We start from the raw sequence: 23,158 nt of genomic DNA, 5'->3' as shown, positions 1-23,158 counted from the left end.
CGGGGCACGAACTTCACAGATTCCGATGAACAGTCGAGCGCCGAGGCGTACGGGGCCGGGTGAGCTGGGCAGGTTGACCGGGAGGCGCCGCGCGGCCGCGGCGCCGCCGTCGGCTCCCGCGGCTTCGACAGGACGGCCCCGCGATGAACGGTCCACGAGTCCTCGCCCGCACCGCGGGCGCCACGTCCCCGCACGGCTACGAGGTCACGCTCGCCACGGGCGAGGGCGTGCACGCCGCGCAGCGGCTCCGGCACACCGTCCTCACCGGCGAGTTCGGCGACGGCGCCGTGTCCGCGGTGGACGGCCGCGACGTGGACGCCTTCGACGAGCTCTGCGACCACCTCGTCGTCCACGCGGTCGCCACCGGGGAACTGGTCGGCACCTACCGGCTGCTGCCCCCGAAAGCCGCACGCGCCGCCCAAGGGCTGTACGCGGACGGGGAGTTCGACCTCGGCGCGCTCGCGCCGCTGCGCGGTGACCTGGTCGAGGCCGGGCGCGCGTGCGTCCACCCCGGACACCGCAACGGCACGGTGATGCTCGCCCTGTGGGCCGGCATCCTCAGCTATCTGACCGAGCGACAGCTGCGCTGGCTGTGCGGCTGCGCCTCCGTCCCCCTCGACGATGGTGGGGGCCGGGCGGCCGCCGCCTGGCGGACGGCACGCGATCTGCACTACGCGCCCCCGTCGTACCGGGTGCGCCCCCACATCCCCTGGCGGGCCGCCGCCGCGCCCGACGATGCGGGCGGCGCGCTCCCGCCACTCCTGCGCGGCTACCTGCGCCTGGGCGCCCGGGTGTGCGGACCACCCGCCTTCGACGCGGACTTCAACACCGCCGACCTCTTCGTCCTGCTGTCCCTGGACCGGGTGCACCCCGACTACCTCCGCCTGCTGCGAAGGATGAGCGGATGATGCCACCGCACTCCACGGCCGGCGCGCCCTGGCGGCCGGTCTCCCCCTGCGGGCGCGGCTGCCTGCCGCCCGGCACGCCCACCGTCGGACGCGTCCGGCGGGCGCTGCGGACAGGCGCGTTCCTGCTGCTGCTCGCCCACGTGCCGCTGCTCGCCCTGACCAGGCTCGCCGGGCACCGGGTGTCGGACGCGGCCTACCGCCGGTTCATGCGGGGCGTACTGCGCTCCATGGGGGTCCGCTGGACGGTCGGCGGGGCACGCGAACACACCGCCGCTGTGGGCCCGTTGGTCGTCGGCGACCACACGTCGTGGCTCGACGCCTGCGTGCTCCCCGCCGCGCTGCCCGTACGCCTCGTGAGCCGGGCCGACCTGCGCCGCTGGCCGGTCGTCGGGTGGGTCTCGGCCATCGGCCGCAGCCTCTACGTCGACCGGGACCGGCTGTCCACACTGCCGGACAGCGTCGCCCGCATCACCACGGCGCTGCGCGACGGCGACGCGGTCGCCGTCTTCGCCGAGGGCACGACCTGGTGCGGCGCCGCCGGGGGCCGCTACCGCCCGGCCGCTTTCCAGGCCGCCCTCGACGCCGGAGCGGCCGTACACCCGGTGGCCCTGCGCTACCACGTCGCGGGCAGACCGACGACGGCCGCCTCCTACGTGGGCCCCATGTCCGCCGCGGAGTCCTGGCGCAACACCGCCGCGATCCGCGGACTGGCCGTCGACGTGCTCCTCCTGCCCCCCATTCCCCCCGGCGCCGCGCCCGGCCGCCGCGAACTCGCCGCGCTCGCCGAGCGCGCGGTCGACGCGCACAGCACGGCGCGGCAACGCTGCTCCGCACGGCACTGCCGCGTACCGCACGCGGCATGCACCCGGTGCGGTGCGCTCCCCGCACCGCACCCTTTGTGAGAACCGACAGCGAAAGGACAGCGATGGGCAGTGCGTACGAAACCCTGACCGAGGCCCTCGTCACCCGGATAGGCATCGACCCCGAACGGCTCGCCCCGGACCGTACGTTCGCGGACCTGGCCCTGGACTCCATGGCCCTGGTCGAACTGGCCGTGGCCCTCGACGAGCACACCGAGGCCGTGCTCCCGCTCGAGGACCTGAACACCCTGACCCTCGCCGAGGCGGCGGCCCTGCTGGACGCGCCCGGTGGGGCAGGCCGGTGAGCGAGGACGAGGTGGCCGTCACCGGCCTCGGGCTCGTCACCGCCGCCGGTGTCGGGGCGGCCGCCACCTGGGACGGGCTGTTGTCCGGCCGGAGCCGCGCCGCGCCCGACCCGCTGCTGGCCGGGCTGCCGGTCGGCTTCTCCTGCCGGAGCGACTTCGATGCGGGCGCCGCGCTGGGGCGCCGGGCGGCGGCCCGGCTGGACCGGTTCAGCGCGATGGCCGTGGCCGCCGCGCGCGAGGCGGTCGCCGACGCGGGCCTGGACACCACCGCCTGGGACCCGCTGCGGGTGGCGGTGGTCATCGGGGCGAGCACCGCGTGCATGGAGCACTACGACCGGGAGTTCGCGTGGATCGCGGATGGGCGTCCCGAGCGGGTCTCGCCCATGGCGATCATGCGGAGCATCCCCAACATGGCCGCGGGCGAGGTCGGCCTCGACCTGGGCGCCCGCGGCCCCAACCTGGCCGTCTCCACCGCCTGCGCCTCCGGCGCCAGTGCCGTCGGCGTGGCCCGCGACCTGGTGCGCGCGGGCAGTTGTGACATCGCCGTCGCCGGAGGCAGCGAGTCGCTGCGGGCCCGCAGCACCGCCGTCGGTTTCCACCAGATGCGTGCCCTGTCCGTGCGCGGCCACGACCCCGAGGGCGCGTCCCGGCCGTTCGACACCGACCGCGACGGCTTCGTCCTCGGCGAGGGCGCCGGGCTGCTCGTCCTCGAACGCCCCGCCCACGCCCGCGCCCGGGGCGCGAGGCCCCGCGCCCTGCTGCGGGGTTACGGCGCCTCCTGCGACGCCCACCACACCGTCGCCCCGCACCCCGACGGGCGCGGCGCCGCGGACGCGCTGCGCGTGGCCCTGGCCGACGCGGGCATGACGCCCGGCGACATCGACCACGTCAACGCCCACGGCACCGCCACCAGGATCAACGACCTCACCGAATTCCGGGCCCTCGCCCGGGTGTTCCGCGACCCGCCGCCCGTCACGGCCCCCAAGGGCGTACTCGGCCACTCCGCGGGCGGCGCGGGCGGCATCGAGGCGGCGTGCTGCGTGCTCACCCTCCAGCACCAGCTCATCCCGCCCACCGCGAACCTCGACAACCCCGACCCGGCCATCCCCCTGGACGTCGTGCGCAAGGCCCCCCGCCGCGCCCGCCTGACGGCGGCGGTGAGCAACTCCTTCGGCTTCGGGGGCCAGAACGCGGTGCTCGTCTTCAGCACCTCGTGAACCGGGCGTGGGAACGAAGCAAGGCCCCCACCGGAGTGGGGGCCTTGTGCGGTGCGCCACCAGGGACTCGAACCCCGGACCTGCTGATTAAGAGTCAGCCGCTCTGACCAACTGAGCTAGCGGCGCGGAAGAAATATTACATGACGTTCCGGGTGGTCCGCCCCGGGCCCGTCGGCCGGCCCGGGGCGGCGGCTCTCGTACGTCAGCCGCGCGGCTTCGTCAGCAGCAGCTCGGTGTTGTGGTCGGCCGGGGCACCGATCTTCTTGTCCGGTGTGGCATAGGGGTCGTTGTAGGACAGCTCGCGGTAGAGCGCGGCGAGACCGGCCTCGGAGGTGTCGGAGAAGTCGGTGTCGTAGGGGGCCGCCGACTCCACCAGCGTGGTGAAGAGGGACAGCGTGCCGTCGCCGTTGTCGGCGATCTCGACGATCCGGGCGTGCTGCGGGTAGTCCACGTGCGACGCGGTGTTGATCTCCCAGAAGGCGCGCTCGGGCACGGCGTGGCCGTGGGCCGTGATCCGGTTCTCGTGGGTGTGGCCGTTCACCCAGGCGACGACGTTCGGAAAGCGCTGGAGGAGGGCGACGAGGGCGTTGCCGTCGTGGCGCTTCTCGAAGGGGTGGTGCGGGTTCGGCAGCAGATTGCCCATGCTCGTGCTGGTGTGGTGGCTGAAGACGACGACCAGCTGACCCGCGGGCCCGCCCTTGACGACGTGGCCGTCCGCGTCGTACCAGTGGCCGCTGTGGGACTGCAGCACGGACTCCAGCCACTTCAGCTGCGCGGTGCCCACCGAACCGTCGGCCCATCCGGCCGGGTTGGTGGTGTCCAGGCTGATGCCGAGCACGCCGTCCGCGACGGGGAAGGTGTAGTACAGCTTCCCGCTGTCGGCGGCCGACGCGGTGAAGCCGTGGCCCACGGGGCCGGGGCCGGTGTACTTCGGGTCGAGGTGCGCCGCTGCGAACTCCTTCGGGGTGAACGGCGCGCGCCGGGCGTCGGGGGTGACGCGGCGCACCGGACCGGAGTTCTCCAGCAGCTTCGCGAGCCTGAGCACGGCCTGCGCGGGATCCTTGCGCAGCGCGTCCGCCAGCTTCGCCGCCTCCGCCTGGTCACAGCCCTCCAGCTTGCGGTCGCCGGTGTAGAGCGAGTGGAGGAGGCCGAGGTCGGGCAGCGTGCCCTCGATGCTGTCGTCGTGGTTGCCGACCGTGGAGTACCACGGGGTGCGCAGCCCCGGAGCGGTGAAGGAGCTGCCCGCGGCGGAGAGGAAGCGGGGTATCTCGGGGAAGCCCCGGCCCTTGTAGGCGTCCCGGAAGGACGATTCCGGGTGCCAGAAGGCCGCGTTGCCCGAGTTCTGCACGCCCTCGTAGCGCGCCGGGTCGCCGCTGTTCGGCGTGACGCGGCCCCCGCTCATGACGGAGAGGTACCAGTCGAGTTCGATCAGCTCGTGGTTGTCGGTGTTGTCGCCGGTCGCCATGACCAGGGAGAACGGCCGCCCCGTCCAGGGGCCGCCGGACAACGCGTTCACCCGCTCCACCAGCGACGAGGCGCCGCGCACGGTCAGCACTTCCTGCGGGCGGTGGGCGCTGTCGAGGTGCGGGGCGAGGAACTCGAAGCGCACCGGCGACTCGGTGTCGGCCAGGTGCAGGTCGGTGAACTGCACGAAGGAGGCCAGCGCCGTACGCCGGTCGTCCCGGGCGGAGGCCGCGGGGGCGAGGTCGGTCCGTACGACCAGGGGCCAACCGGGGCCGGAGCGCAGGCGCTTGTAGGGGCCGCTGCCCGTCGGCGCGGCCACCTGCTCCAGCGTGGTCCCGCCGGTGCGGACCGCTCGCGCGGCCGAGGCGGCCACCGCGCGGTCGCGCGCCGCCGCGCTCGCGAACCGGGTGTCCGCCAGCGCGAGCGCCGCCCCGGCCGCCGCGGCCGACGCCCCGGTGAAGAACTGCCGTCTGCTGTATGCGGACATGCCGCGCACCCCTGACTCCGTCGTTCCAGCCCCGTACTTACCGGCTGGTAATCGTCGTCGGTCAGGGCGCTGATCGGGAGGGGGTGTTCGGTGAACGAACAGCGAAGGAAAAGTGTCCGCGAAGCCGTGCCGCCGCGTCAGCCGCGCCGGCGGGCCGGGGCGGCCACCGTGTCGAGGCGCTCACCTCGGGCCACCTTGGTGAGCGCCTCGGCGACCACCTCGGTCTCCTCTTCGGTGAGATACGCCGAGAAGTGGCGCCGGATGCCGCGCATGTACGCGGGTGCGGTCGCCCGCAGCGCCTCCAGGCCCTCCTCCGTGATGACGGCCCAGACCACGCGCTTGTCCGCGCCGTCCGCGTCCTTGCGGACGAGGCCCACGCGGACCATCTCGTCGACGAGGCGGCTGACCCGGGTGCGGCTGAGCACCACGCGCTCGGCGACCTCCTGCATCCGCAGTCCGTGCTCGCCGGCGGCCTTGAGCTCCAGGAGCACGTCGTACCACGTCAGGGGGACGCGGCCCTCGCGCTGCACGTCGCTCTCGATCGCGCGGACGGCTGTGTTGTGGGCGAGCAGCAGTGCTCGCCATGCCTCGATGCCCACATCCCCTTTGCTCACGGGGAAAGCATACCGGCCCTTGTGTGCGTCCGCACGCACTTGGTAGTGTGTGTGCGGACGCACGGAAAACTCGAACCTCGAAGGGATGGCGACATGGTCCGCAACATCGGGCGTGACGACGTCAAGAAGAAGATCGACAGCGGTGCCGTGACGGTTGTCGAGGCGCTCCCCGCCTCGTACTACGAGGAGGCGCACCTGCCCGGCGCGCTCAACCTCCCGCACGACGCCGTCGACAAGCTCGCCCCCGGGCTGCTGCCCGACAAGCAGGCCGAGATCATCGTCTACTGCGCCAACGAGCCCTGCGGCAACTCCGGCATCGCCGCCAAGCGCCTGACCGAGCTCGGCTACGCCAATGTGTACGAGTACGGCGAGGGCAAGCAGGACTGGATCGACGCCGGTCTGCCGACCGAGACCGGGCCCTCCACCCGGACCGCCTGAAAGGAAGGCGAAACCCCATGAGCAGCTCCGCTTCCCCCACCCGCCAGGTGAACGGCGTCCAACTGCCGTCCGCCGGCACATGGAAGGTCGACCCGGGTCACGCCGAGGTCGGCTTCGTGGGCCGCCACTTCATGCTGACCAAGGTGCGCGGGCGCTTCACCGGCGTCGAGGCGTCCGTCGAGATCGGCGAGCGGCCCGAGGAGAGCCGGGTCACCGCGGTCATCGACATGGCCAGCGTCGACAGCGGCGACAAGACCCGCGACGACCACCTGCGCTCGGGCGACTTCTTCGACGTGGAGAAGCACCCCAAGGCCTCCTTCGCCTCGACGTCGGTGACCTGGCAGGGCAGCAAGGGCAAGATGACCGGGGACCTGACCATCAAGGGCGTCACCCGCCCCGTCACCCTGGACGTCGACTACCTCGGCTACGCCCGGGACCCGTGGAACAACGACCGTGCGGTCTTCTCGGCGCACGGCAAGGTCAACCGCGAGGACTGGGGCCTGACCTGGAACATGGCCCTGGAGACCGGCGGTATCCTCGTCTCCAAGGAGATCGAGCTGACGCTGGAGATCGAGACGATCCGCGAGGGCTGACCCCGGCGGACGGCACACCGCACCGCCCCGCACGCCGACGCCCGGAAGGGTGCCGCGTGCGGGGCGCTGTGCCGTTCCGGCGGGGGCCGGAAAGGGCCGCTGAACTGCGCACCCGGTGCGGAATGGATCTCTTTCAATTCCCCTTCGCCCGGGGCCGGATGAACGGATCTTGATCTATTTCCTACAAGTAAATCGGGGCTATGAAAACGCTTGCCCACGGTGTTGCGGGTATGGCATAGTCCTGCGCGTCGGACTTCGGTCCGTTTACGGGGGAGAAGGAACATGGCAGGGAAATTTGACCGTGTTCGCATCACGATGCCGGCCGACGCGGGAGAAACACCGTGATCGGGGCATCAGCGAGCGGTGGCCGAAAAGATCATCGGATTCCGGGGGGCGTCCGCACGGCTGACGGGCACAGACTCGCCCTGCCCGGGCGCGCGTAGCCGCCGCCGCGCCACAAGGCAATCCGGAGCCGGACGCCGGCCCGGCACGGCCGAGTGGCCGCACGCCTCAAGGCGGCACCCACCCAGGTGAATTGCGCCCCGCGCGGCAGAACAATACGCGCCTGCGCAATTTCTTCCACGCTCCGGCGGGCCGGTGCGTCGGCACCGCGCCGCGCATCGTATACGGAGCGTTCCCACGGCGAATCCCGGCGACGGAGCCGAGCACCATTCGGCGGGCCGCGGCCGGACGAGCGGAGCAGCGCCACGGACCGCGCCGGACCCGGCCGGCCCGATCACCGACCGTGTGCACGGGAGGAACCATGAACCACAGCGGCACCCGCACCAGTTCACCCGAGAGCCTCGCCGACGGGGCCCTCGTCGACCTCACGCAGCACGAGATCCAGGCGCTGCGGACCGAGTTCAACCTCGCCGACGCCCACACCCACCAGCGACAGTCGGCCAGCCAGCGGCAGATCGTCGAGCGGCTCCCGCAGCTGTGGTACGAGGCGGAGGAGGGTCTCCAGGAGACCTACGAACAGCGGTTCGTCGACGCCTTCTTCCGCCTGCACCGGCAGCCGACCGCGCTGGCGCGGAAGAAGACCATGCTCTCCTACGCCGCGTCCATATCGACGATGGTCGTCGGCATGTACCTCAAGCGCCGGCGAATGGCGGTGTCCCTCATCGAGCCGTGCTTCGACAATCTCTACGACGTGCTCGCCAATATGGGAGTGCCGCTCCACCCCGTCGACGAATCGGCGTTCGCGGACCCCGACCGGATCTACTCGGAGCTCAAGCGCAGGGTCCGCACCGACGCCCTGTTCCTGGTCGACCCGAACAACCCCACCGGGTTCAGCCTGCTGAAACACGGCCGGAAGGGATTCGAGGAAGTCGTCCGCTTCTGCAAGGACCACGGCAAGCTGCTGGTGATTGATTTCTGCTTCGCCTCCTTCACGCTATTCGATCCCGATGTCGCCCGGTTCGACATGTACGAGCTCCTGGAGAATTCAGGCGTCAGCTACATGGCGATCGAGGACACCGGGAAGACCTGGCCGGTGCAGGACGCGAAATGCGCGATGCTCACCGTCAGCGACGATATCCACGAGGCGGTATACAACCTCCACACCAGCGTGCTGCTCAATGTCTCGCCGTTCGTGCTGAACATGCTCGCCGAGTACATCGAGGACTCCATCGAGGACGACCTCTCCTCGGTCCGCGACGTCCTCACCCGCAACCGCGAGACCGCGCGGAAGGCCCTGGACGGGTCGATCCTGGAGTACCAGGAGCCCGTGGTCAACGTGAGTGTCGCCTGGTTCAGGATCGACCACCCCGAGCTGACCGCCACCGAGCTGCAGCGCGAACTCACCGCCGACGGGCTCTACCTGCTGCCCGGCCGCTACTTCTACTGGAGCGAACCCGGCAAGGGCGAGAGCTACCTGCGGATCGCCCTCGCCCGCGACCCGCAGATGTTCTCCGCCGCGATGACCCGCCTCGCCGCCGCGCTGGACCGCCATGCCCGGTGAGCTCCGCACGACGTATGCGGACGCCGCGCTGTTCCTCGGCATGAACAGCGCGGACGAGGCGACGCGGACCGCCTGCAAGTCCTTCTTCGCCACCCGGCTCCACGGCCGGGTGGTGATGAGCCTGGAACAGGTGGGCCGCTGCGACGACCTGGTGTGGCGCTTCCCGCGCGAACTCCAGGACGCCTACTACCCCTTCATGGACCACCTGCACACCGACATGCGCATCGACCGCCTCGGCTACACGCGCGAGGACATCGGGGCAGGGCTCGGCGCGCCCGCCACGGCGGGCCTGCCCGTGCACGAGCAGCTCCTGGCCGGTATGGTCCTGCACCGCGACGGCGTCCTGCGCTCGGTCAGCCCCCGGCTGCTCGCCCGCCGGGAGCTGCCCGTCCTCGCGCCCGAACCGGGACCGGAAGTCGCCTTCCCCGACGACCTGGAGAAGCTCTACCGTGCATCGCTCGCCCTGCGGATCCCGCACGAGCGGCTGTGGGGGGAGGACTGATGTACCACGGAGTGACGGTCGCCCTGGTGACCCCGCTCTCCGACCGTGACGAGGTGTCCCGGCGGGACGTCGCCCGCCTCGTCGACTCGGTGCGGCCCCATGTCACCGCCCTGCTCCCGGCGCTGAGCACCGGCGAGGGCTGGGCCCTGACGGACCGTCAGTGGCAGGACATGGTCGCCCACACGCTGGACCGCGCGGACGGGCTGCCGGTGCTGGCCGGCATCCAGCGGCCCGGCACGGCGGAGGTGGCCGCGCGGGCCCGCACCGCGGCCCGCCTCGGCGCCGCCGCGGTCGTCACCACCACCCCGTACGGGCCGGACGTCACCCAGCAGCAGATGTACGACCACTACGCCGCCGTCTCGGAGACCGCCGGGCTGCCCGTCGTCGTCTACCACGAGTCCGAGATCTCCGGGAACACCATCGAGCCCGGCACCCTGCTGAAGATCTGCGCCCTGCCGGGCGTGGCCGCCGTCAAGGACTCGGCGGGCTCCGCGACGGCCACCCGCGCCCTGCTCGCCGCGGACCCCGGGGTGCCGGTCCTCCAGGGCCTGGAACACCTCGTGGGCGACTGCGGGGACGTCGACGGCTGGGTCATGGCCCTCGCCAACGTCGAACCCGCCCTCTGCGCCACGGCCTTCGACGTCCGGCCGGTGTACAACGCGGCCGTACGCGAGGCCTGCGAGCGGCACGGGCTGGACCGGCCCGACTGGTACCGCGCCCTCAAATCCGAACTCCACCGCCGCCGGGTGATCGGCACCGGCCGGACCGCGACACCCGAAGGGAGCCGCACATGAGGACCGAACCGGCGGACAGCGACCTCAAGCGGCTGTTCGTCCACAACCGCTCCCTGCCCGACAGCCGGACCTACGCCGAGATCGAGCGGATCGAACGGGACTGGATCGTGCCCCTGGTGGCCCGCCTCGAGGAGACCACGCCACCGCTCGCCTCCCGCGCCGAATGGGTCGAGGCGCTCGACGAGCTGCTGGCCCGGGAGAGCGCGGGCACCCCGGCCGGACACTACTTGGCGGAGAAGGCGACCCTCCGTCAGATGACGTCGGTCGTCGCGGAGTTCGCCCCGGACGGCCTCACCGAGGCGCAGAACTTCTTTCCCGCCATACCCCGGCTGCCCATCCGCGCGCAGATGGCCGTGATGCGGGTGCTCATCGACGAGTTCGGCTGCGGCAACCTCCAGCAGGCCCACTCCCAGCTCTACCGGGAGCTCCTCGCGGAGCTCGGCCTCCCGCTCGAACTGGACGCCTATCTGGACCGCACCAGCGACGAGACCTACGCCTTCCTCGACGTCTTCTTCTGGCTCACCCAGCGTGCCCCGCACCTGGAGTACTTCCTCGGCGCCCTCGCCTATCTGGAGGCCAGCATCCCGTCCGCCTTCACCGTCCAGGCCCGCGCCTGCGAGCGGCTGGGCATCGCCCACGGCCGGTACTACACCGAGCACCTGCACATCGACACCTTCCACCGCAAGGAGATGCAGGTCGCCATCCGGGAGTACGAGGCCGCCCACGGCCTGGACCCCACCCGGCTGTGGGTCGGCGCGCTGCTGCTCTCCGAACTCATCGGCACCGCCTTCGAGACGGCCGTCGAACGGGCCAGGGAGGCGGCGTGAGCGAGAAGGGCCCCGCCGCCGGCCCCACCGTCGAACCGCTGCCGGGGGAGTGGGTGCGCGTCACCGTCGACGGACGGGCGTACGAGATCGCGGCGGCCTGCCCGCACCGCAAGGGCCGGCTCGCCCACGGCTATGTCAACGCCCACACCCTGCGCATCACCTGCCCCCTGCACCGCTCCACCTTCGACCTCGTCACCGGCCGTCAGGTCTCGGGCCCCTGCGCGGGCCCGCTCCCGGTCCGCCCCGCCGGGCACGGCACCACGGACACCGCCCCGGCGCCAACACAAGGAGAGCGACAGTGACCACCACCGCCGACGGCCCGGCGTACACCGCGGAACAGGTCTGGCTGCCCGCTGCCGAGCGGCTCACCGACTGGGACTTCGCCTTCCACGACCTGATGCTCGGCGACGACCTGCGGATGGAGGCCTTCCGCGCCGCCGTCCTGGAGGCCGTACGCCCCGGCGCCACCGTCCTCGACCTGGGCACCGGCACCGGCATCCTCGCCCAGTGGGCCCTGGAGGCGGGCGCCCGCCGGGTGTACGGCATCGAGCTCAACGCCGACGTGCTGCGCACCGCCCGCGACCGGGTGGCGGCAGCGGGCCACGGCGACCGGTTCGTCCCCGTCCACGGCCTCTCCTTCGACGTGGACCTGCCCGAGCGCGTCGACGTCGTCATCTCGGAGATCATGGGCAACCTCGCCGACAACGAGGGGTTCGCCGCGATCCTCGCCGACGCGCGCCGCCGCTTCCTCGCGCCCGGCGGCGCGATGCTCCCGCGGCGGGTGGAGAGCTACCTCGTCCCGGTGACGGCCGCCCGCGCCCACGCCCAGGTACGGGCCGGCACCCCGCAGGACGGCGGCGGGGCAGGCCGGTTCGCCGAGCTGCTGCGCGAGAGGGGGGCCCGCGGCCCCTTCGACCTCTACTACGACGTGGTCCTGCCGCTGGACGGCCACCTCGCCGCGCCGCGGATCGTCCGCATCTTCGACCTGGAGCAGGAGGAGGAGCCGCCCGCGACGTACGAGGTGCCGCTCGTCTTCACCGTGCACCGTGACGGGGTGCTGAGCGGATTCAAGGGGTACTTCGTGGCGACGCTCTCGGACACGGTGGCCCTGGACATCTCCGGTGACGGGATCGCGGAGCGGACGGCCTCCGACAGCTGGAAGCACTGTTTCCTGCCGATCGAGGAACAGGTTCCGGTGCGGCGGGGGGACCGGGTCGTGCTCACGTTCCGCCGGGACGGCACGGACGGGCCCTTCGGGCAGAGCTACCGGTGGGAGGGGCGGGTCCTCTCCGCGGGGAAGGAGGTCGCGCGGTTCGCCCACAGCACTGCCGCCTGATCCCGTACCCCACAACACCCACACATCACCCACAAGAGCAAGCGCAACGTACGACATCACGGGGGAGCACAACTGATGGCAACACCCACACGCACGTACGACGTCGTCGCCCTGCACGTCCCCATCGCCTACAACGCGTTCGGCGACTACGACTCCAACGGCGCCCTCTACACCCTCGCCGACGACGCGGAGGAGCTGCGGTCCCTCGCGGCGACCTGGCCGTCGCCCTTCCCGGACTACCTCAAGGAGCCCGAGCGGGTGCCGAAACCGCACCCGCTGGCCCGGCCCCTCGTCCTGCGCGTGCGCCGCGGTGAGCGGCTGCTCGTGCGCCTGACGAACGAGCTCGACCGCCCCACGGGCATCACCATGCAGGGCGTGCAGTACGACGCCCGCACCCAGGACGGGCTGGCCGTCGGGCGCAACCCCGACTCCAGCGTCCCGCCCGGCGGCACCCGCACCTATGAGTGGACGTGCGAGCACGAAGGGGTCTTCCACTTCGGCGACATGGCCGACCCGCGCGGCGAGGGCGCCCAGAGCCACGGCCTCATCGGCGCCCTCGTGGTGGAGGCGGAGGACGCCACCTGGAGCGACCCGGAGACCGGCAGCGACCTCGCGTCCGGGCTCTACGCGGACGTGCACCTGCCCGACCGCAGCTTCCGCGAGTTCGTCATCTTCATGATGGAGTACCCCAGCAACGACAACCCCGCCGACGTCTCCGCCCTGATGCCCATGGGCGGGATGCACTCCATGGACGCGCCGGCCGGCCCGGCCCACGCGGCGGCGCCCGCGCCCCTGCCCCCGGCCCTGCGGGCCGCGGGCGGCCGGGGCCCGGACACCCTCGCCGACCTGACCCCGCCCAACCTCGCCATGCTCCCGGTCAACCTCCGCATCGAGCCCATGGAATGGCGGATGTACCGCTACCAGCAGATGCTGGACAGCGGGCAGCTCGACCCCGTGCGCGACGCCCAGACGGGCGAGGAGATGCACCACAGCTCGTGGATGTTCGGCGACCCCGCGACCCCGGTCCTGCGCGGCTACCAGGGCGACCCCGCGGTGATCCGGCTGGTCCACGGCGGCATGCGCGACACCCACGTCTTCCACACCCACCTCCACCAGTGGCACAGCGACCCGGCCGACCCCAAGTCCCCGATCGTGGACTCCGTCAGCATCAGCCCCCAGGAGGGCCTGACCCTGGACCTGATCGGCGGCCTCGGCTCCGCGCAGGCGGCCGTCGGCGACGCGATCTGGCACTGCCACATGTACGTCCACTTCCATATGGGCATGTGGGGCCTCTTCCGGATGTTCGACACCTTCCAGGACGGCACCGGGACCTACCCCGACGGCACCCCCATCACGGCCCTCGCCCCGCTCCCGCACCGCGCCCCGCCGCCGCTGCCCACGCCCGAGAGGCCCGGCTTCCCCAACTTCATGCGGGAAGTCGCCTCCTACCCGCAGAAGTCGCCCCGGCCGCCGCGCACCCCGCACCAGCCGCAGGGCATGGGCCGCGAGCCCAGCCCGCTGGAGGCCGCCGCCTTCTGCCGGGACCCCCAGCCCGGCGAGGCCTTCACCAAGATCGGCCCACCGGACGCACCCGTACGCCGCTACCACCTGGTCGCCACCACCGGCACCGTCTACTACCACGGCGACCCCACCGCCGAGCACGGCATGACCTGGCACGACCACCGCGGACACTTCTTCGTCCTCGCCGAGGAGCTCGAAGAGGCGGGCGGGCTCGAGGAGTTCCGGCGGCAGCTCGAAGCGGGCGAGCGCACCGTCGAGCCCCTGGTGATCCGGGCCCGCAAGGGCGAGGTCCTGGAACTCACCCTCACCAACGCGCTGCCCACCGGCCCCCAGAAGGAGAGCGCCTTCGACCCCAGGCTGCCCTTCCAGCCCGAGTGCGGACTCCACACCCACCTCGTCAAATACGACCCCCTGATCTCCGACGGCTCCAGCATCGGCTGGAACTACATCTCCGGCACCACCACCGTCGACCAGGGCGCGGAGGACTTCGGCCGCTACAACTCCTGGACCTACCGCTGGTATGTGAACGAGGAGTTCGGCACCGTCTTCTTCCACGACCACCTGCTCGCCAACTACCGCCAGCGCCACGGCCTCTTCGGCGCGATGATCGCCGAGGCCGAGGACGCGCAGTGGTTCGAGCCCGCCGACGGGACGACCCCGCTGCGCCGCGGCACCCAGGCCGTCGTGAAGCGCCCGGAGGGCCAGTTCCGCGAATTCGTGCTGGCCGTCGCGGACTTCGTCCCCCTCGTCGAGCACATGCAGATGGACGGCGCGCAGATGACCGGCGGCCACGGCGGGCCCATCAACCCGCCCCCGACCCCCGGCGCCCCCGACGACCAGGGCGTGATGGCCGTCAACTACCGCTGCGAACCCCTCTCGGAGCGCGGCGGCGACCCGGCCGACTGGTTCGCCAGCAGGGTCCACGGCGACCCGGGCACCCCCATGCTCCACGCCTACCCCGGTGAGCAGATCCGGCTGCACGTCCTGCAGGGCTCGCACGACCTCCAGCACAGCTTCACCACCAACGGGCTGCGCTGGCGCGAGTGGCGCGGACGCCCCGACACCCCCTGGCGCGACCAGCGGACCCTGGGCATCTCCAACACCGCCGACCTCGACCTCGACCCCCGGCAGGGGCCGGGCGACCACCTCTGGTCCTTCGGCGCGACCGACGACCTCTGGCTGGGCTGCTGGGGACTCCTGCGCCTGCACGGCAGCCCCCGGCCCGGCCTGGCCGCCCTGCCCTCCGCGGCCCCGGCCCTCGGCCACCTGCCGCCCAAGCAGCTCGTCCGCCGCTTCACCGTCCGCGCCAAGGCCCGCGACATCCTCTACAGCGACAAGCGCGTCGACCCGTACGGGCTCGTCTACGAGGTCGACGGCGAGGAGCAGCAGGGCCCGCTGGTGCTGCGCTGCCGGGAGGGCGAATGGGTCGAGGTGACCCTGATCAACGAGCTGGACGGACCGCCGCCCGCGAGCGCCTTCGACCCCCCGCTGCTGGCCAAGGACGACCCCGGCTCCCGGGTGCTGTCCGGCCGGGTGTCCCTGCACCCGACCCGCCTGCGCTACGACGTCCTCACCGACGACGGCGCCCACGTCGGCTACAACGAGGACGGCACCGTCAAGCCCGGCGGCTCGCGCACCTACCACTGGTACGCCGCGGAGCCCGGCGTCGCCCTGCTGCGCGACCAGGCCGACGTGGTCTCCCACATGCGGCGCGGCCTGGTGGGGGCGCTGGTGGTCGAGGCCGCGGACGCCACCCCCTACGACCCGGACTCCGGCGAGGAGCGCTGGACCGGCGAACAGGCCGTCGTCCGCAGGCTCAACGCGGAGCCGGTGCACGAGCTCGTGCTGATCACCCAGGACGGGCTGCGGCTCTTCCACGACGGCGACCTCACCCAGCCCGTCGCCGACCTGTTCTCCGACAGCAGGGACGACGACGGCCAGAAGGCGTACAACTACCGCACCGCCGCCCTGCACCCGCTCCACCCGGTGCTCGCGGACCCGGCGCCGCCCACCCCGCTGCTCCGGTGCCGGGCCGGCGACCAGGTCGCGATCCACCTCGCCGTCGGCGCGGCCCGCAGCCGCAACCAGTGCTTCACCGTGCACGGCCAGGTGTGGGACGGCTCCGGGACCGGCCGGGGACCGTACGTCTCGACCATCGGCGCCCTCGCCGCGGGCGGCACCCGCACCGTCCGCTTCCGCGCCAACTACCCCGGCGACTACGCCTACCGCACCGGCAATCTGCACTGGGGCGTCTGCGAGGGCTGGTGGGGCCTGCTGCGCGTGACGGAAACGCCGTGACGGCGCGCCGCACGCCATGACAAGGTGCCCGGAGCGGGCACCGCCGTGACCCGTGCCCGCTCCAGGCACTCCCCGTGAGGAGAGACGTGAAGCACATACCGCACACCACGGCCGCCGGCAGAGACCCCCGGCTGCCGCACACCCCCGACACCCTCGTCGTCTTCACCGACCTGAACTGCTCCTTCGCACACATCGCCGTGCACCGCCTGCACACGACGCGCCACCGGCTGGGACTTGAGGGCCGCATCCACTTCGACCTGCGGGCCTTCCCGCTGGAGCTGTTCAACGAGGAGGTCAACGCCCGCCCCGGCGTGGACTCGGAGATCTCCGTGCTCGGCGCCCTGGAGCCGGACGCGGGCTGGCGGCTGTGGCAGGGCCCGGACTGGACCTATCCCGTCACCACACTGCCCGCGCTGGAGGCGGTCGAAGCGGCCAAGGCACAGGGGTGGCAGGCGAGCGAACAGCTCGACCTCGCCCTGCGGCGCGCCTTCTGGGCGCAGGGCCGGTGCATCTCCATGCGGCACGTCATCCTCGACACGGCTCGAGCCACGGGCGTCGTGGACGTGGAGGCGCTCGCCGACGCGCTGGACACCGGTCGGGCCCGGCGGGCGGTGATCGAGCAGTATCGCGCGGCGTGCGACGGGAGGGTGCGGTGCAGTCCGCACGTCTTCCTGTACGACGGTACGGAGTCGGCGAACCCGGGGGTGTCCGCGCGGTGGGTGAACGGTGACTTCGGCGTCGGCTCGCCGGTGATCGACGAGGACCGGCCCGCGGTGTACGAGGAGTTGCTGACGCACGCGGCGAAGCTGTCGGCCTAGCCGCGTCCGACGGGACCCCGGTCCTCGACGGAGGGACGGGCTCGATGTGGCTGGTGCGGGGCGCGGGGGCGGTGGTCGCGGGTGCGGACGTGGAAGGCCGCCGTGCCCAGCAGCCAGCTCCCCGCGAACCACGCGGGCCCCAGCAGCAGTTGCGGCCACGGCACCGAGTCCGTGAAGCCCGCCGCCATGCTCACCTGCGTCGGCCCGTACTCCGGCAGCAGATAGACCCCGTCCTTGCTCGCCGCCGGGTTGCTGATCGGGTTCTGCAGCATCGTGTCCAGCAGGCTGACCATGATGATGACGAACATGCCCGCCAGCTCGCTGCGCAGGAACGCGCCCAGCAGGATGCCGATCCCGCCGTAGGCGACCGCCGCGGTGAACAGCCCGATCGCCAGCAGGTCGGGCTGTACGGGGTCCCAGTAGCCGCAGACCACGGCCGTGGCGTAGCCGGAGATCAGGGCGGCCGCCAGCGTCATCGCGACGACCTTGGCGACCAGCAGGTGGAGCCGGGGATAGCCCGCGAGCACCAGGCGGCTGTCGAAGGCCAGGGACTTGAACGTCGTCATGAACATCATGAAGCCGACGATGAGCGTGACCGTGTTGGCCGCCCCGGACACCATCGTGAGGTGGCCGCCGTTGACCGTCAGCCGCGCCCCGGTCGCGCGCAGCAGGAACGTCGCGGGCTCCGACGTGACGAACCAGTGCTCCAGCGTCAGCCACAGCGGGATGTAGAACACGACCAGGACGAGCGCGAAGCGGTTGCGCGCGTGTTCCAGCAGGGCGAAGCCGATGGCGGTGGCGAGCCGCGAACGGGCCCGGCTCACCGGGCCGCTCCCGAGCCCGCGGTCGTCCCCCGGCCGGGCTCCCAGCGGGCCGCGACCCCGTCGCGCAGCCGGTGCAGCTCGTCCAGCCGCTCGGTGTCCCAGGCCAGATGGGAGACGACGAGGACACAGCGCCCCCGGTCCCGGAGCCCGGCGGCGAGGTCCCAGAATCGCAGGTAGGTCTCCCAGTCGAAGCCCTGGTAGGGCTCGTCGAGCAGCAGCACCTGCGGGTCGTGCATCAGGGCCAGCGTCAGATTGAGCTTCTGCCGGGTGCCGCCGCTCAGGGCGTCGACCCGGGTGTGCCGGTACTCGGCGAAGTGGAGCTCCTCGATGAGCTCCTCGGCGCGGTCCACGGTGTCGAGGCCGTAGGCGGACCGGAAGTAGCGCACGTGCTGCTCCACGGTGAGGAAGTCGTTGAGCACCGTGTCCTGGGGGCAGTAGCCCAGCGCCCCCAGGTGCTCCACCTCGCCCGCGTCGGCGGCGATCTGCCCGCACAGGATGCGCAGCAGCGTCGTCTTGCCCGCGCCGTTCTCCCCGACCAGCCCGGCGAGGGTGCCCGGCGCGAGGGTGAGCGAGACGCCCCGCAACACCTCGTGGGTTCCGTACGACTTGTGCACGTCGCGCACGCTCAGGGCCTGCGGTGTTCCTGGCATGGAGCTGTCCCTCGGGCTCGGATCCTCCTGTCCTCAACGAACCGCGGGGGAATCCGTTGCGCCCGCCGGGCCGGTGCTCAGCCGGCCTTGGGGGCGGCCCGCATGCCGACGTACACGCAGCCGGTGCCGTCGGCCAGCGTCGAGAACACGACGGGCATCCAGTCCTCGCTGAAGGACGGGCCCGCGCCCGTACCGGCGAACACCGTCCGGGACACGGGCACCAGGTCGATGTCGAGCGGCGGGGAGAAGTCCTTCATGCCGTCCACGAACTCGTACACCATGTGCGGCGCGCCGTCGCGCTCGGAGACGGTGATGACGACGCCCTCGCGCTTGTACGTGCCGACGAGCGGCGCCATGTCGACCACGGGCGGCTGGGCCGCCGGGGCGAGGCCCTCGGGCATGCGCACCCCGGCCAGTTCGGCGAGGAGTTCGCGCAGCAGCGTGCCGTAGAGCTTGCGGGCGGCCCCGCCGTTGGTCAGGAGCGCGACGGCCACGCCCGCCTGCGGGACCACGCGCAGATAGGCGTACTGCCCGATCGAGGCGCCGTCGTGGCCGAACCCGGCGATCCCGTCCCAGTCGTAGAGCGTCCAGCCCAGGCCCCAGCCGTCGGCGCTGACGGTCCACTTGTCGGGGACGTCGATCTCGCGCCGCTGCATCGCGGCCACGGTCCCGGGGTCCAGCACGCGCGTGCCGTCCGGTGCCGTGCCGCCGTCGAGGTGCAGCCGGGCCAGCCGCACGACGTCGGCGGCGGAGGCGATGACCCGGCCGTACGGGCCTGCCGAGCGCGGCATCAGATCCCACGCGGGCGCCGGGTCCGGGTCCTGGCCGGGCTCGCCCAGGTGCCCCATCGCCGCGCGGAACGCCAGCGCCTCCTCGGGCAGGGTCATCGTCTGCGTGAGCCCGAGCGGGGCGAGGAGCCGCTGCTTGAGGGCCTCGTCCCAGGTGAGGCCGGTGAGCACCTCGACGATGCGGCCCAGCACGTTGTAGCCGACGCTGCTGTAGGAGACCGCGGTGCCGGGCGGGCAGTCCAGCGCCACGCCACGGGCGGCTTCGACGTAGCGGGCGAGGCAGTCGTCGCCGCGCCCGGTGTCATGGGTGAAGTCGCAGGTGAGACCGCTGGTGTGGGAGAGCAGCTGCCGGGTGGTGATGGCCCGGGTGGCCTCGGGGTCGGCGACCGCGAACTCCGGCAGGACGTCCACCACCGGCGCGTCCAGGTCGAGCCGGCCGGACTCGGCCAGCTGCATCACCAGCGTGGCGGTGTACACCTTGGCTATCGAACCGAGCTGGAACACCGAGTCGGTGGTCGCCTCCACGCCCGTGCCCCGGTGCAGGACACCGCTCGCCAGCTCGTGGACCGTCCCTTCCGTGAGCACCGCGAGGGTCGCTCCCGGCACGTGGTGCGCGGCGCGCAGCTCGTCGAACCGTGCCTGCCAGTGAGCGAGATCGAAGGTCATGGCGTGCTCTCCCCTTGCCGCTGCGACTCCGCGACACCGCGATGCGTACGGTGTGCGCTTGATACGTACACTGTACGTCCACCGATCGGTGTACGCAAGGTGCGAACGGTGTGCGCTACCGTGGCCGGGAGAGTGAGGAGACCTCATGACGGCCGATGGCCAGCGGATTTACTCGGTGTGGACCCGCCCGCGCCCGGCGCGTGAGCAGCTGAGCCGGGGGCAGATCGTGTCCGAAGCGGTCCGGCTCCTGGACGCCGAGGGGATCGAGTCCCTGAGCATGCGACGCCTCGGGGCCAGGCTCGGCGCCGGTGCCACGTCGCTCTACCGGCACGTCGCCAACAAGGACGAGCTGATCGAGCTCGTCGTGGACGAGATCTACGGCGAGCTGGAGGTGCCGGACGCCGACGACCCCGCGGGCTGGCGGGACGCGGTCGGGCACGGCGCCCGCAGCCTGCGGGCGACGGCGCTGCGGCACCCCTGGATCGCGTCCGTACTCGGCCGGGTCGGCCTCGCCGGCCTCGGGCCGAACCTGATGCGGACGTCGGACCGCATGCTCGCCCTCCTCGAAGCGGCCGGTTTCGCCCCCGCCGAGGCCGACCGGGCGATGAGCACCGTCGTCGCCTATGTCGTCGGCACGGCGACCGGCGAGGCGGGCCACCTCTCGCTGCTCGCCCGCAGCGGTCAGGACGAACAGGCGTGGAGGGAGAGCCTGCGGCCCGCCGTGGAGCGGGCGATGGAGGAGTACCCGCGGCTGCGCCAGGGGCATTCGGCGCGGGACGGCGACCCGCGCGCGATCCGCGAGGAGACCTTCGAGTACGGGCTGCAGCGGGTGCTGGATGGCCTGGCGGCCCGGCTCGAGCGGTGAACCCGGCCGATACCGCCCCGGGTTGAGGCGGGGCGCGGGGTCAGTCGCGGATCAGTAGCACGACGCACGCCGTCACGGCGGCGAGGGCGATCGCCGCGATGCCGTAGGAGACGCGGTGGTGGCGCAGTACGGGGAGGTAGTGGTCGACCGCGTGGCGTCCCGGGCCGGTGAGCGCGAGGGCGGCCGCGGTGACGGCGATCAGGAGCGTGAACTCCACGCCCTTCGGCGCGAAGAACCCGCCGTCCCACGTCACGTCGAGCGCGTTGATCATCGTGCCGAGGACCGCCGCCGCGGCGAGCGGGGTGAGCAGCCCGAGGAAGATCCCGGCGCCGCCGAGGCCCTCGCTCAGACCCGCGACGACGGCCATGACCTTGCCCGCCGGATAACCGAGTTGGGTGAAGCCCTTCCCCGTCCCGTCGATCCCCCCGCCGCCGAACCAGCCGAAGAGCTTCTGCGCGCCGTGCGCCATCATGATCAGGCCGAGCATGAGGCGCAGCAACAGGATCCCCGCGGAGAACGCGGTCGCGGACGAGTCGGGCGCCTGCCCGGCGAGAGGGTGTCTGTCGCGGAAAGCCATGGTGGGTGCCTGCCTTCTCCGGGTGTCCGGTCGTCGGGTGTCCCGTGCGCCCCCCAGCCCCCCTGGGGCTCATCTCCCAGTGTCTCCCCGTACGGCCCCGAGAGCGCACCCCTGTCGGACAGGCGTGCGACACGCCGCACCCTTTCCCCATGGGCGGGCCATGAAAGCCCCAAGGATCCGTCGCCAGGTAAAGCATTCGGCATCAAGGGACAAACGCTCTTGTTCTGCACATGACTCGCCCGATGGGATCGCGGCAGCCGCTCCTCGCGGCACCGCCCCCAGAGGGAGAACCCATGCACATAGCCCGCCCCCGGTTGCGCGTCCTCGCCGTGGCCGCAGGAACCGCCGCGCTCGCCGCCGCGGCGATCCCGCAGGCCGGTACGACGGCGGCCGCCGTCCCGCGGACCAAGGTGGTCCCGGCCGTCGCAGGCCACCAGCTGGTCCACGGCCAGGTCAGCCCGGTCTCGACCACGGAGTGCCAGGCCAAGTGGAAGATCGCCTGCTACAACCCGCTCCAGTACCGCAAGGCGTACAACCTCGACCCGCTGTACAAGGCGGGCGTCACGGGCAAGGGCCGCACGATCGTGATCGTGGACTCCTTCGGCTCGCCGACGATCCAGCACGACCTGGACGTCTACAGCAAGCAGTTCGGGATGGCCAGCACCCCGGTGAAGGTCGTCAAGTGGGGCAACGTCCCCGCGTGGGACCCGAAGAACACGGACATGACCGGCTGGGCCGGTGAGACCACGCTGGACGTGGAGATGGCGCACGCGATCGCGCCCGACGCGAAGATCGTGCTCGTCGAGACGGCCGTCGCGGAGACCGAGGGCGTCACCGGCCTGCCGGAGATGATGGACGCCGAGAAGTTCATGATCGACCACGGTGTCGGCGACGTCATCACCCAGAGCTTCGGCGCCACGGAGAACACCTTCCCCGGCTTCGACAAGGGCGACTTCTCCAGCATCAAGAACCTGCGCTACGCCTTCAAGGCGGCCGCGAGAAAGAACGTGACCGTCCTCGCCTCCTCCGGCGACGGCGGCGCCACCGACAACACCGCGGACGGCAAGGGCTACTACAAGGAGCGCGTCAACTCCTGGCCCTCCTCCGACCCGCTGGTCACCTCCGTCGGCGGCACCCAGCTGCACCTGAACGACAAGGGCGAGCGCACCGCCCCGGAGAGCGTCTACAACGACAACGGCGCGGGCGGCGGCGGCCAGTCGCACGTCTTCACCCGCCCGGACTTCCAGGACAGCGTGCAGAACGTCGTCGGCGACCGCCGCGGCACCCCGGACATCTCCATGGCCGCCGCGACCAACGGCGGTGCCTGGGTGTACTCCAGCTTCGACCCCGCCGCCACCGGCTGGGACGTCTCCGGCGGCACCAGCGAGTCCAGCCCCCTGTTCTCCGGCATCGTCGCCCTCGCCGACCAGGCCGCCGGGCACCGGCTGGGCAACATCCACGACGCGCTGTACACCCTCTACGACCGCGCCGCCGACCACCGGCCCGGCACCGGCATCGTCGACGTGAACGACGGCACGGACAACAGCTACCAGGGCGTCACCGGCTACAAGGCCGTCGACGGCTACGACATGGCGACGGGCGTCGGCACGATCGACGCGGCGCGCTTCGTCCCGGCACTGGTCCGCGAGAGCGGGCGCGGCTGATTCTTCCCCTACCCGCCCCTTCCCGAACTGGGGCTCGTGCCCCAGCCCCCGGCTGCCGGCCCGTTGCCGCCTGCGGCGGAGCGCCCTGCGGGCGCGTCCTCAAACGCCGGACGGGCTGAATTCGCACCCCCCAGCTTCGGGAAGGGGCGGGGCAGGGGAAAGAGCCGCCCCTCATCCCC

22 protein-coding genes and 1 tRNA gene are annotated in these 23,158 nt (G+C 72.2%); 16 read left to right on the top strand and 7 right to left on the bottom strand.

Features of this window, described 5'->3' with window-relative positions; all coding sequences use genetic code 11:
* Window positions 1–143 precede the first annotated feature (143 nt).
* Genes ABD269_RS24925 through ABD269_RS24910 form a run of 4 tightly spaced genes read left to right on the top strand, consistent with a single transcriptional unit; the run spans window position 144 to window position 3,290 of the window.
* Window positions 144–908, top strand: a complete 765-nt coding sequence (locus tag ABD269_RS24925) for a GNAT family N-acetyltransferase (protein WP_344121204.1) — start codon at window positions 144–146, stop codon at window positions 906–908.
* Window positions 905–1,810, top strand: a complete 906-nt coding sequence (locus ABD269_RS24920; protein ID WP_344121203.1) for a lysophospholipid acyltransferase family protein — start codon at window positions 905–907, stop codon at window positions 1,808–1,810. The genes ABD269_RS24925 and ABD269_RS24920 overlap by 4 nt, the downstream gene beginning before the upstream one ends.
* Window positions 1,811–1,833: 23 nt before the next feature.
* Complete coding sequence (locus ABD269_RS24915; protein WP_301891213.1) at window positions 1,834–2,073, top strand: acyl carrier protein; 240 nt, start codon at window positions 1,834–1,836, stop codon at window positions 2,071–2,073.
* On the top strand, window positions 2,070–3,290 hold the full coding sequence (locus tag ABD269_RS24910) for a beta-ketoacyl-[acyl-carrier-protein] synthase family protein (RefSeq protein ID WP_344121201.1): 1,221 nt from the start codon (window positions 2,070–2,072) through the stop codon (window positions 3,288–3,290). The genes ABD269_RS24915 and ABD269_RS24910 overlap by 4 nt, the downstream gene beginning before the upstream one ends.
* Window positions 3,291–3,342: 52 nt before the next feature.
* Here ABD269_RS24910 and ABD269_RS24905 read toward each other — a convergent pair.
* The 3 genes from ABD269_RS24905 to ABD269_RS24895 all read right to left on the bottom strand — a co-directional run bounded on the left by ABD269_RS24905 (window position 3,343) and on the right by ABD269_RS24895 (window position 5,855).
* Window positions 3,343–3,416: transfer RNA gene (locus ABD269_RS24905), tRNA-Lys, on the bottom strand.
* 76 nt (window positions 3,417–3,492) lie between these two features.
* Window positions 3,493–5,241 (bottom strand): TIGR03767 family metallophosphoesterase, encoded by a 1,749-nt coding sequence (locus tag ABD269_RS24900; RefSeq protein ID WP_344121199.1) that lies wholly within the window; start codon window positions 5,239–5,241, stop codon window positions 3,493–3,495.
* A gap of 137 nt (window positions 5,242–5,378) precedes the next feature.
* On the bottom strand, window positions 5,379–5,855 hold the full coding sequence (locus ABD269_RS24895; RefSeq protein WP_301891210.1) for a MarR family winged helix-turn-helix transcriptional regulator: 477 nt from the start codon (window positions 5,853–5,855) through the stop codon (window positions 5,379–5,381).
* Between the two features lie 93 nt (window positions 5,856–5,948).
* Between ABD269_RS24895 and ABD269_RS24890 the strand changes: the two genes are divergently transcribed.
* The 10 genes from ABD269_RS24890 (at window position 5,949) to ABD269_RS24845 (ending at window position 16,945) form a co-directional block, all read left to right on the top strand.
* Window positions 5,949–6,293 carry a rhodanese-like domain-containing protein gene (locus tag ABD269_RS24890; protein ID WP_301891209.1) on the top strand — a complete coding sequence of 115 codons (345 nt, stop codon included), beginning with the start codon at window positions 5,949–5,951 and terminating at the stop codon, window positions 6,291–6,293.
* A gap of 17 nt (window positions 6,294–6,310) precedes the next feature.
* A complete protein-coding gene (locus ABD269_RS24885; protein ID WP_301891208.1) occupies window positions 6,311–6,886 on the top strand; it encodes a YceI family protein in 576 nt (191 codons plus the stop codon).
* A gap of 763 nt (window positions 6,887–7,649) precedes the next feature.
* Window positions 7,650–8,849: an aminotransferase class I/II-fold pyridoxal phosphate-dependent enzyme gene (locus ABD269_RS24880; protein WP_344121195.1), complete on the top strand. Its 1,200-nt coding sequence runs from the start codon at window positions 7,650–7,652 to the stop codon at window positions 8,847–8,849.
* Window positions 8,839–9,351 (top strand): DUF6190 family protein, encoded by a 513-nt coding sequence (locus ABD269_RS24875; RefSeq protein ID WP_344121193.1) that lies wholly within the window; start codon window positions 8,839–8,841, stop codon window positions 9,349–9,351. The genes ABD269_RS24880 and ABD269_RS24875 overlap by 11 nt, the downstream gene beginning before the upstream one ends.
* Window positions 9,351–10,145, top strand: coding sequence for a dihydrodipicolinate synthase family protein (locus tag ABD269_RS24870; protein WP_344121191.1), 795 nt, complete (start codon window positions 9,351–9,353; stop codon window positions 10,143–10,145). Before ABD269_RS24875 ends, ABD269_RS24870 begins: the two co-directional genes overlap by 1 nt.
* Window positions 10,142–10,972 (top strand): iron-containing redox enzyme family protein, encoded by an 831-nt coding sequence (locus tag ABD269_RS24865; protein WP_344121189.1) that lies wholly within the window; start codon window positions 10,142–10,144, stop codon window positions 10,970–10,972. Before ABD269_RS24870 ends, ABD269_RS24865 begins: the two co-directional genes overlap by 4 nt.
* The gene (locus tag ABD269_RS24860) at window positions 10,969–11,274 is read left to right on the top strand and encodes a Rieske (2Fe-2S) protein (protein WP_344121187.1); all 306 of its coding nucleotides are present in this window, start codon (window positions 10,969–10,971) and stop codon (window positions 11,272–11,274) included. The genes ABD269_RS24865 and ABD269_RS24860 overlap by 4 nt, the downstream gene beginning before the upstream one ends.
* The gene (locus ABD269_RS24855) at window positions 11,271–12,308 is read left to right on the top strand and encodes a methyltransferase domain-containing protein (RefSeq protein ID WP_344121185.1); all 1,038 of its coding nucleotides are present in this window, start codon (window positions 11,271–11,273) and stop codon (window positions 12,306–12,308) included. Before ABD269_RS24860 ends, ABD269_RS24855 begins: the two co-directional genes overlap by 4 nt.
* A 75-nt stretch (window positions 12,309–12,383) precedes the next feature.
* On the top strand, window positions 12,384–16,127 hold the full coding sequence (locus ABD269_RS24850) for a multicopper oxidase domain-containing protein (protein ID WP_344121183.1): 3,744 nt from the start codon (window positions 12,384–12,386) through the stop codon (window positions 16,125–16,127).
* Between the two features lie 95 nt (window positions 16,128–16,222).
* Entirely contained in the window at window positions 16,223–16,945 is a 723-nt protein-coding gene (locus ABD269_RS24845) for a DsbA family oxidoreductase (protein WP_344122063.1), read from the top strand.
* Here ABD269_RS24845 and ABD269_RS24840 read toward each other — a convergent pair.
* The 3 genes from ABD269_RS24840 to ABD269_RS24830 all read right to left on the bottom strand — a co-directional run bounded on the left by ABD269_RS24840 (window position 16,942) and on the right by ABD269_RS24830 (window position 19,873).
* On the bottom strand, window positions 16,942–17,769 hold the full coding sequence (locus tag ABD269_RS24840; protein WP_344121179.1) for an ABC transporter permease: 828 nt from the start codon (window positions 17,767–17,769) through the stop codon (window positions 16,942–16,944). The genes ABD269_RS24845 and ABD269_RS24840 overlap by 4 nt on opposite strands.
* Window positions 17,766–18,419 carry an ABC transporter ATP-binding protein gene (locus ABD269_RS24835; protein WP_344121177.1) on the bottom strand — a complete coding sequence of 218 codons (654 nt, stop codon included), beginning with the start codon at window positions 18,417–18,419 and terminating at the stop codon, window positions 17,766–17,768. Before ABD269_RS24835 ends, ABD269_RS24840 begins: the two co-directional genes overlap by 4 nt.
* A 77-nt stretch (window positions 18,420–18,496) precedes the next feature.
* Window positions 18,497–19,873: a serine hydrolase domain-containing protein gene (locus ABD269_RS24830; protein ID WP_344121175.1), complete on the bottom strand. Its 1,377-nt coding sequence runs from the start codon at window positions 19,871–19,873 to the stop codon at window positions 18,497–18,499.
* Window positions 19,874–20,018: 145 nt separating this feature from the next.
* Between ABD269_RS24830 and ABD269_RS24825 the strand changes: the two genes are divergently transcribed.
* Entirely contained in the window at window positions 20,019–20,738 is a 720-nt protein-coding gene (locus tag ABD269_RS24825; RefSeq protein WP_344121173.1) for a TetR/AcrR family transcriptional regulator, read from the top strand.
* A 40-nt stretch (window positions 20,739–20,778) separates the two neighbouring features.
* Here ABD269_RS24825 and ABD269_RS24820 read toward each other — a convergent pair whose 3' ends face one another.
* Entirely contained in the window at window positions 20,779–21,315 is a 537-nt protein-coding gene (locus tag ABD269_RS24820; RefSeq protein ID WP_301891196.1) for a DoxX family protein, read from the bottom strand.
* Between the two features lie 293 nt (window positions 21,316–21,608).
* Here ABD269_RS24820 and ABD269_RS24815 point away from each other — a divergent pair, with 293 nt between their 5' ends.
* A complete protein-coding gene (locus ABD269_RS24815; RefSeq protein ID WP_344121170.1) occupies window positions 21,609–22,979 on the top strand; it encodes a S53 family peptidase in 1,371 nt (456 codons plus the stop codon).
* Window positions 22,980–23,158: the final 179 nt, after the last annotated feature.

Origin of the sequence: Streptomyces blastmyceticus, from assembly GCF_039521185.1 — a bacterium.
In the GTDB taxonomy this organism is placed as follows: domain Bacteria; phylum Actinomycetota; class Actinomycetes; order Streptomycetales; family Streptomycetaceae; genus Streptomyces; species Streptomyces blastmyceticus.
Note: the sequence above shows the minus strand (reverse complement) of the source record. Positions and strands in the feature narration are given on the sequence as shown.

Excerpts from the sequence above, each read along its gene's own strand:
- ABD269_RS24925 (WP_344121204.1), top strand. The coding sequence starts at position 144 with ATGAACGGTCCACGAGTCCTCGCCCGCACCGCGGGCGCCACGTCCCCG.
- ABD269_RS24920 (WP_344121203.1), top strand. The coding sequence starts at position 905 with ATGATGCCACCGCACTCCACGGCCGGCGCGCCCTGGCGGCCGGTCTCC.
- ABD269_RS24915 (WP_301891213.1), top strand. The coding sequence starts at position 1,834 with ATGGGCAGTGCGTACGAAACCCTGACCGAGGCCCTCGTCACCCGGATA.
- ABD269_RS24900 (WP_344121199.1), bottom strand. The coding sequence starts at position 5,241 with ATGTCCGCATACAGCAGACGGCAGTTCTTCACCGGGGCGTCGGCCGCG.
- ABD269_RS24890 (WP_301891209.1), top strand. The coding sequence starts at position 5,949 with ATGGTCCGCAACATCGGGCGTGACGACGTCAAGAAGAAGATCGACAGC.
- ABD269_RS24885 (WP_301891208.1), top strand. The coding sequence starts at position 6,311 with ATGAGCAGCTCCGCTTCCCCCACCCGCCAGGTGAACGGCGTCCAACTG.
- ABD269_RS24880 (WP_344121195.1), top strand. The coding sequence starts at position 7,650 with ATGAACCACAGCGGCACCCGCACCAGTTCACCCGAGAGCCTCGCCGAC.
- ABD269_RS24875 (WP_344121193.1), top strand. The coding sequence starts at position 8,839 with ATGCCCGGTGAGCTCCGCACGACGTATGCGGACGCCGCGCTGTTCCTC.
- ABD269_RS24870 (WP_344121191.1), top strand. The coding sequence starts at position 9,351 with ATGTACCACGGAGTGACGGTCGCCCTGGTGACCCCGCTCTCCGACCGT.
- ABD269_RS24865 (WP_344121189.1), top strand. The coding sequence starts at position 10,142 with ATGAGGACCGAACCGGCGGACAGCGACCTCAAGCGGCTGTTCGTCCAC.
- ABD269_RS24850 (WP_344121183.1), top strand. The coding sequence starts at position 12,384 with ATGGCAACACCCACACGCACGTACGACGTCGTCGCCCTGCACGTCCCC.
- ABD269_RS24835 (WP_344121177.1), bottom strand. The coding sequence starts at position 18,419 with ATGCCAGGAACACCGCAGGCCCTGAGCGTGCGCGACGTGCACAAGTCG.
- ABD269_RS24830 (WP_344121175.1), bottom strand. The coding sequence starts at position 19,873 with ATGACCTTCGATCTCGCTCACTGGCAGGCACGGTTCGACGAGCTGCGC.
- ABD269_RS24825 (WP_344121173.1), top strand. The coding sequence starts at position 20,019 with ATGACGGCCGATGGCCAGCGGATTTACTCGGTGTGGACCCGCCCGCGC.
- ABD269_RS24820 (WP_301891196.1), bottom strand. The coding sequence starts at position 21,315 with ATGGCTTTCCGCGACAGACACCCTCTCGCCGGGCAGGCGCCCGACTCG.
- ABD269_RS24815 (WP_344121170.1), top strand. The coding sequence starts at position 21,609 with ATGCACATAGCCCGCCCCCGGTTGCGCGTCCTCGCCGTGGCCGCAGGA.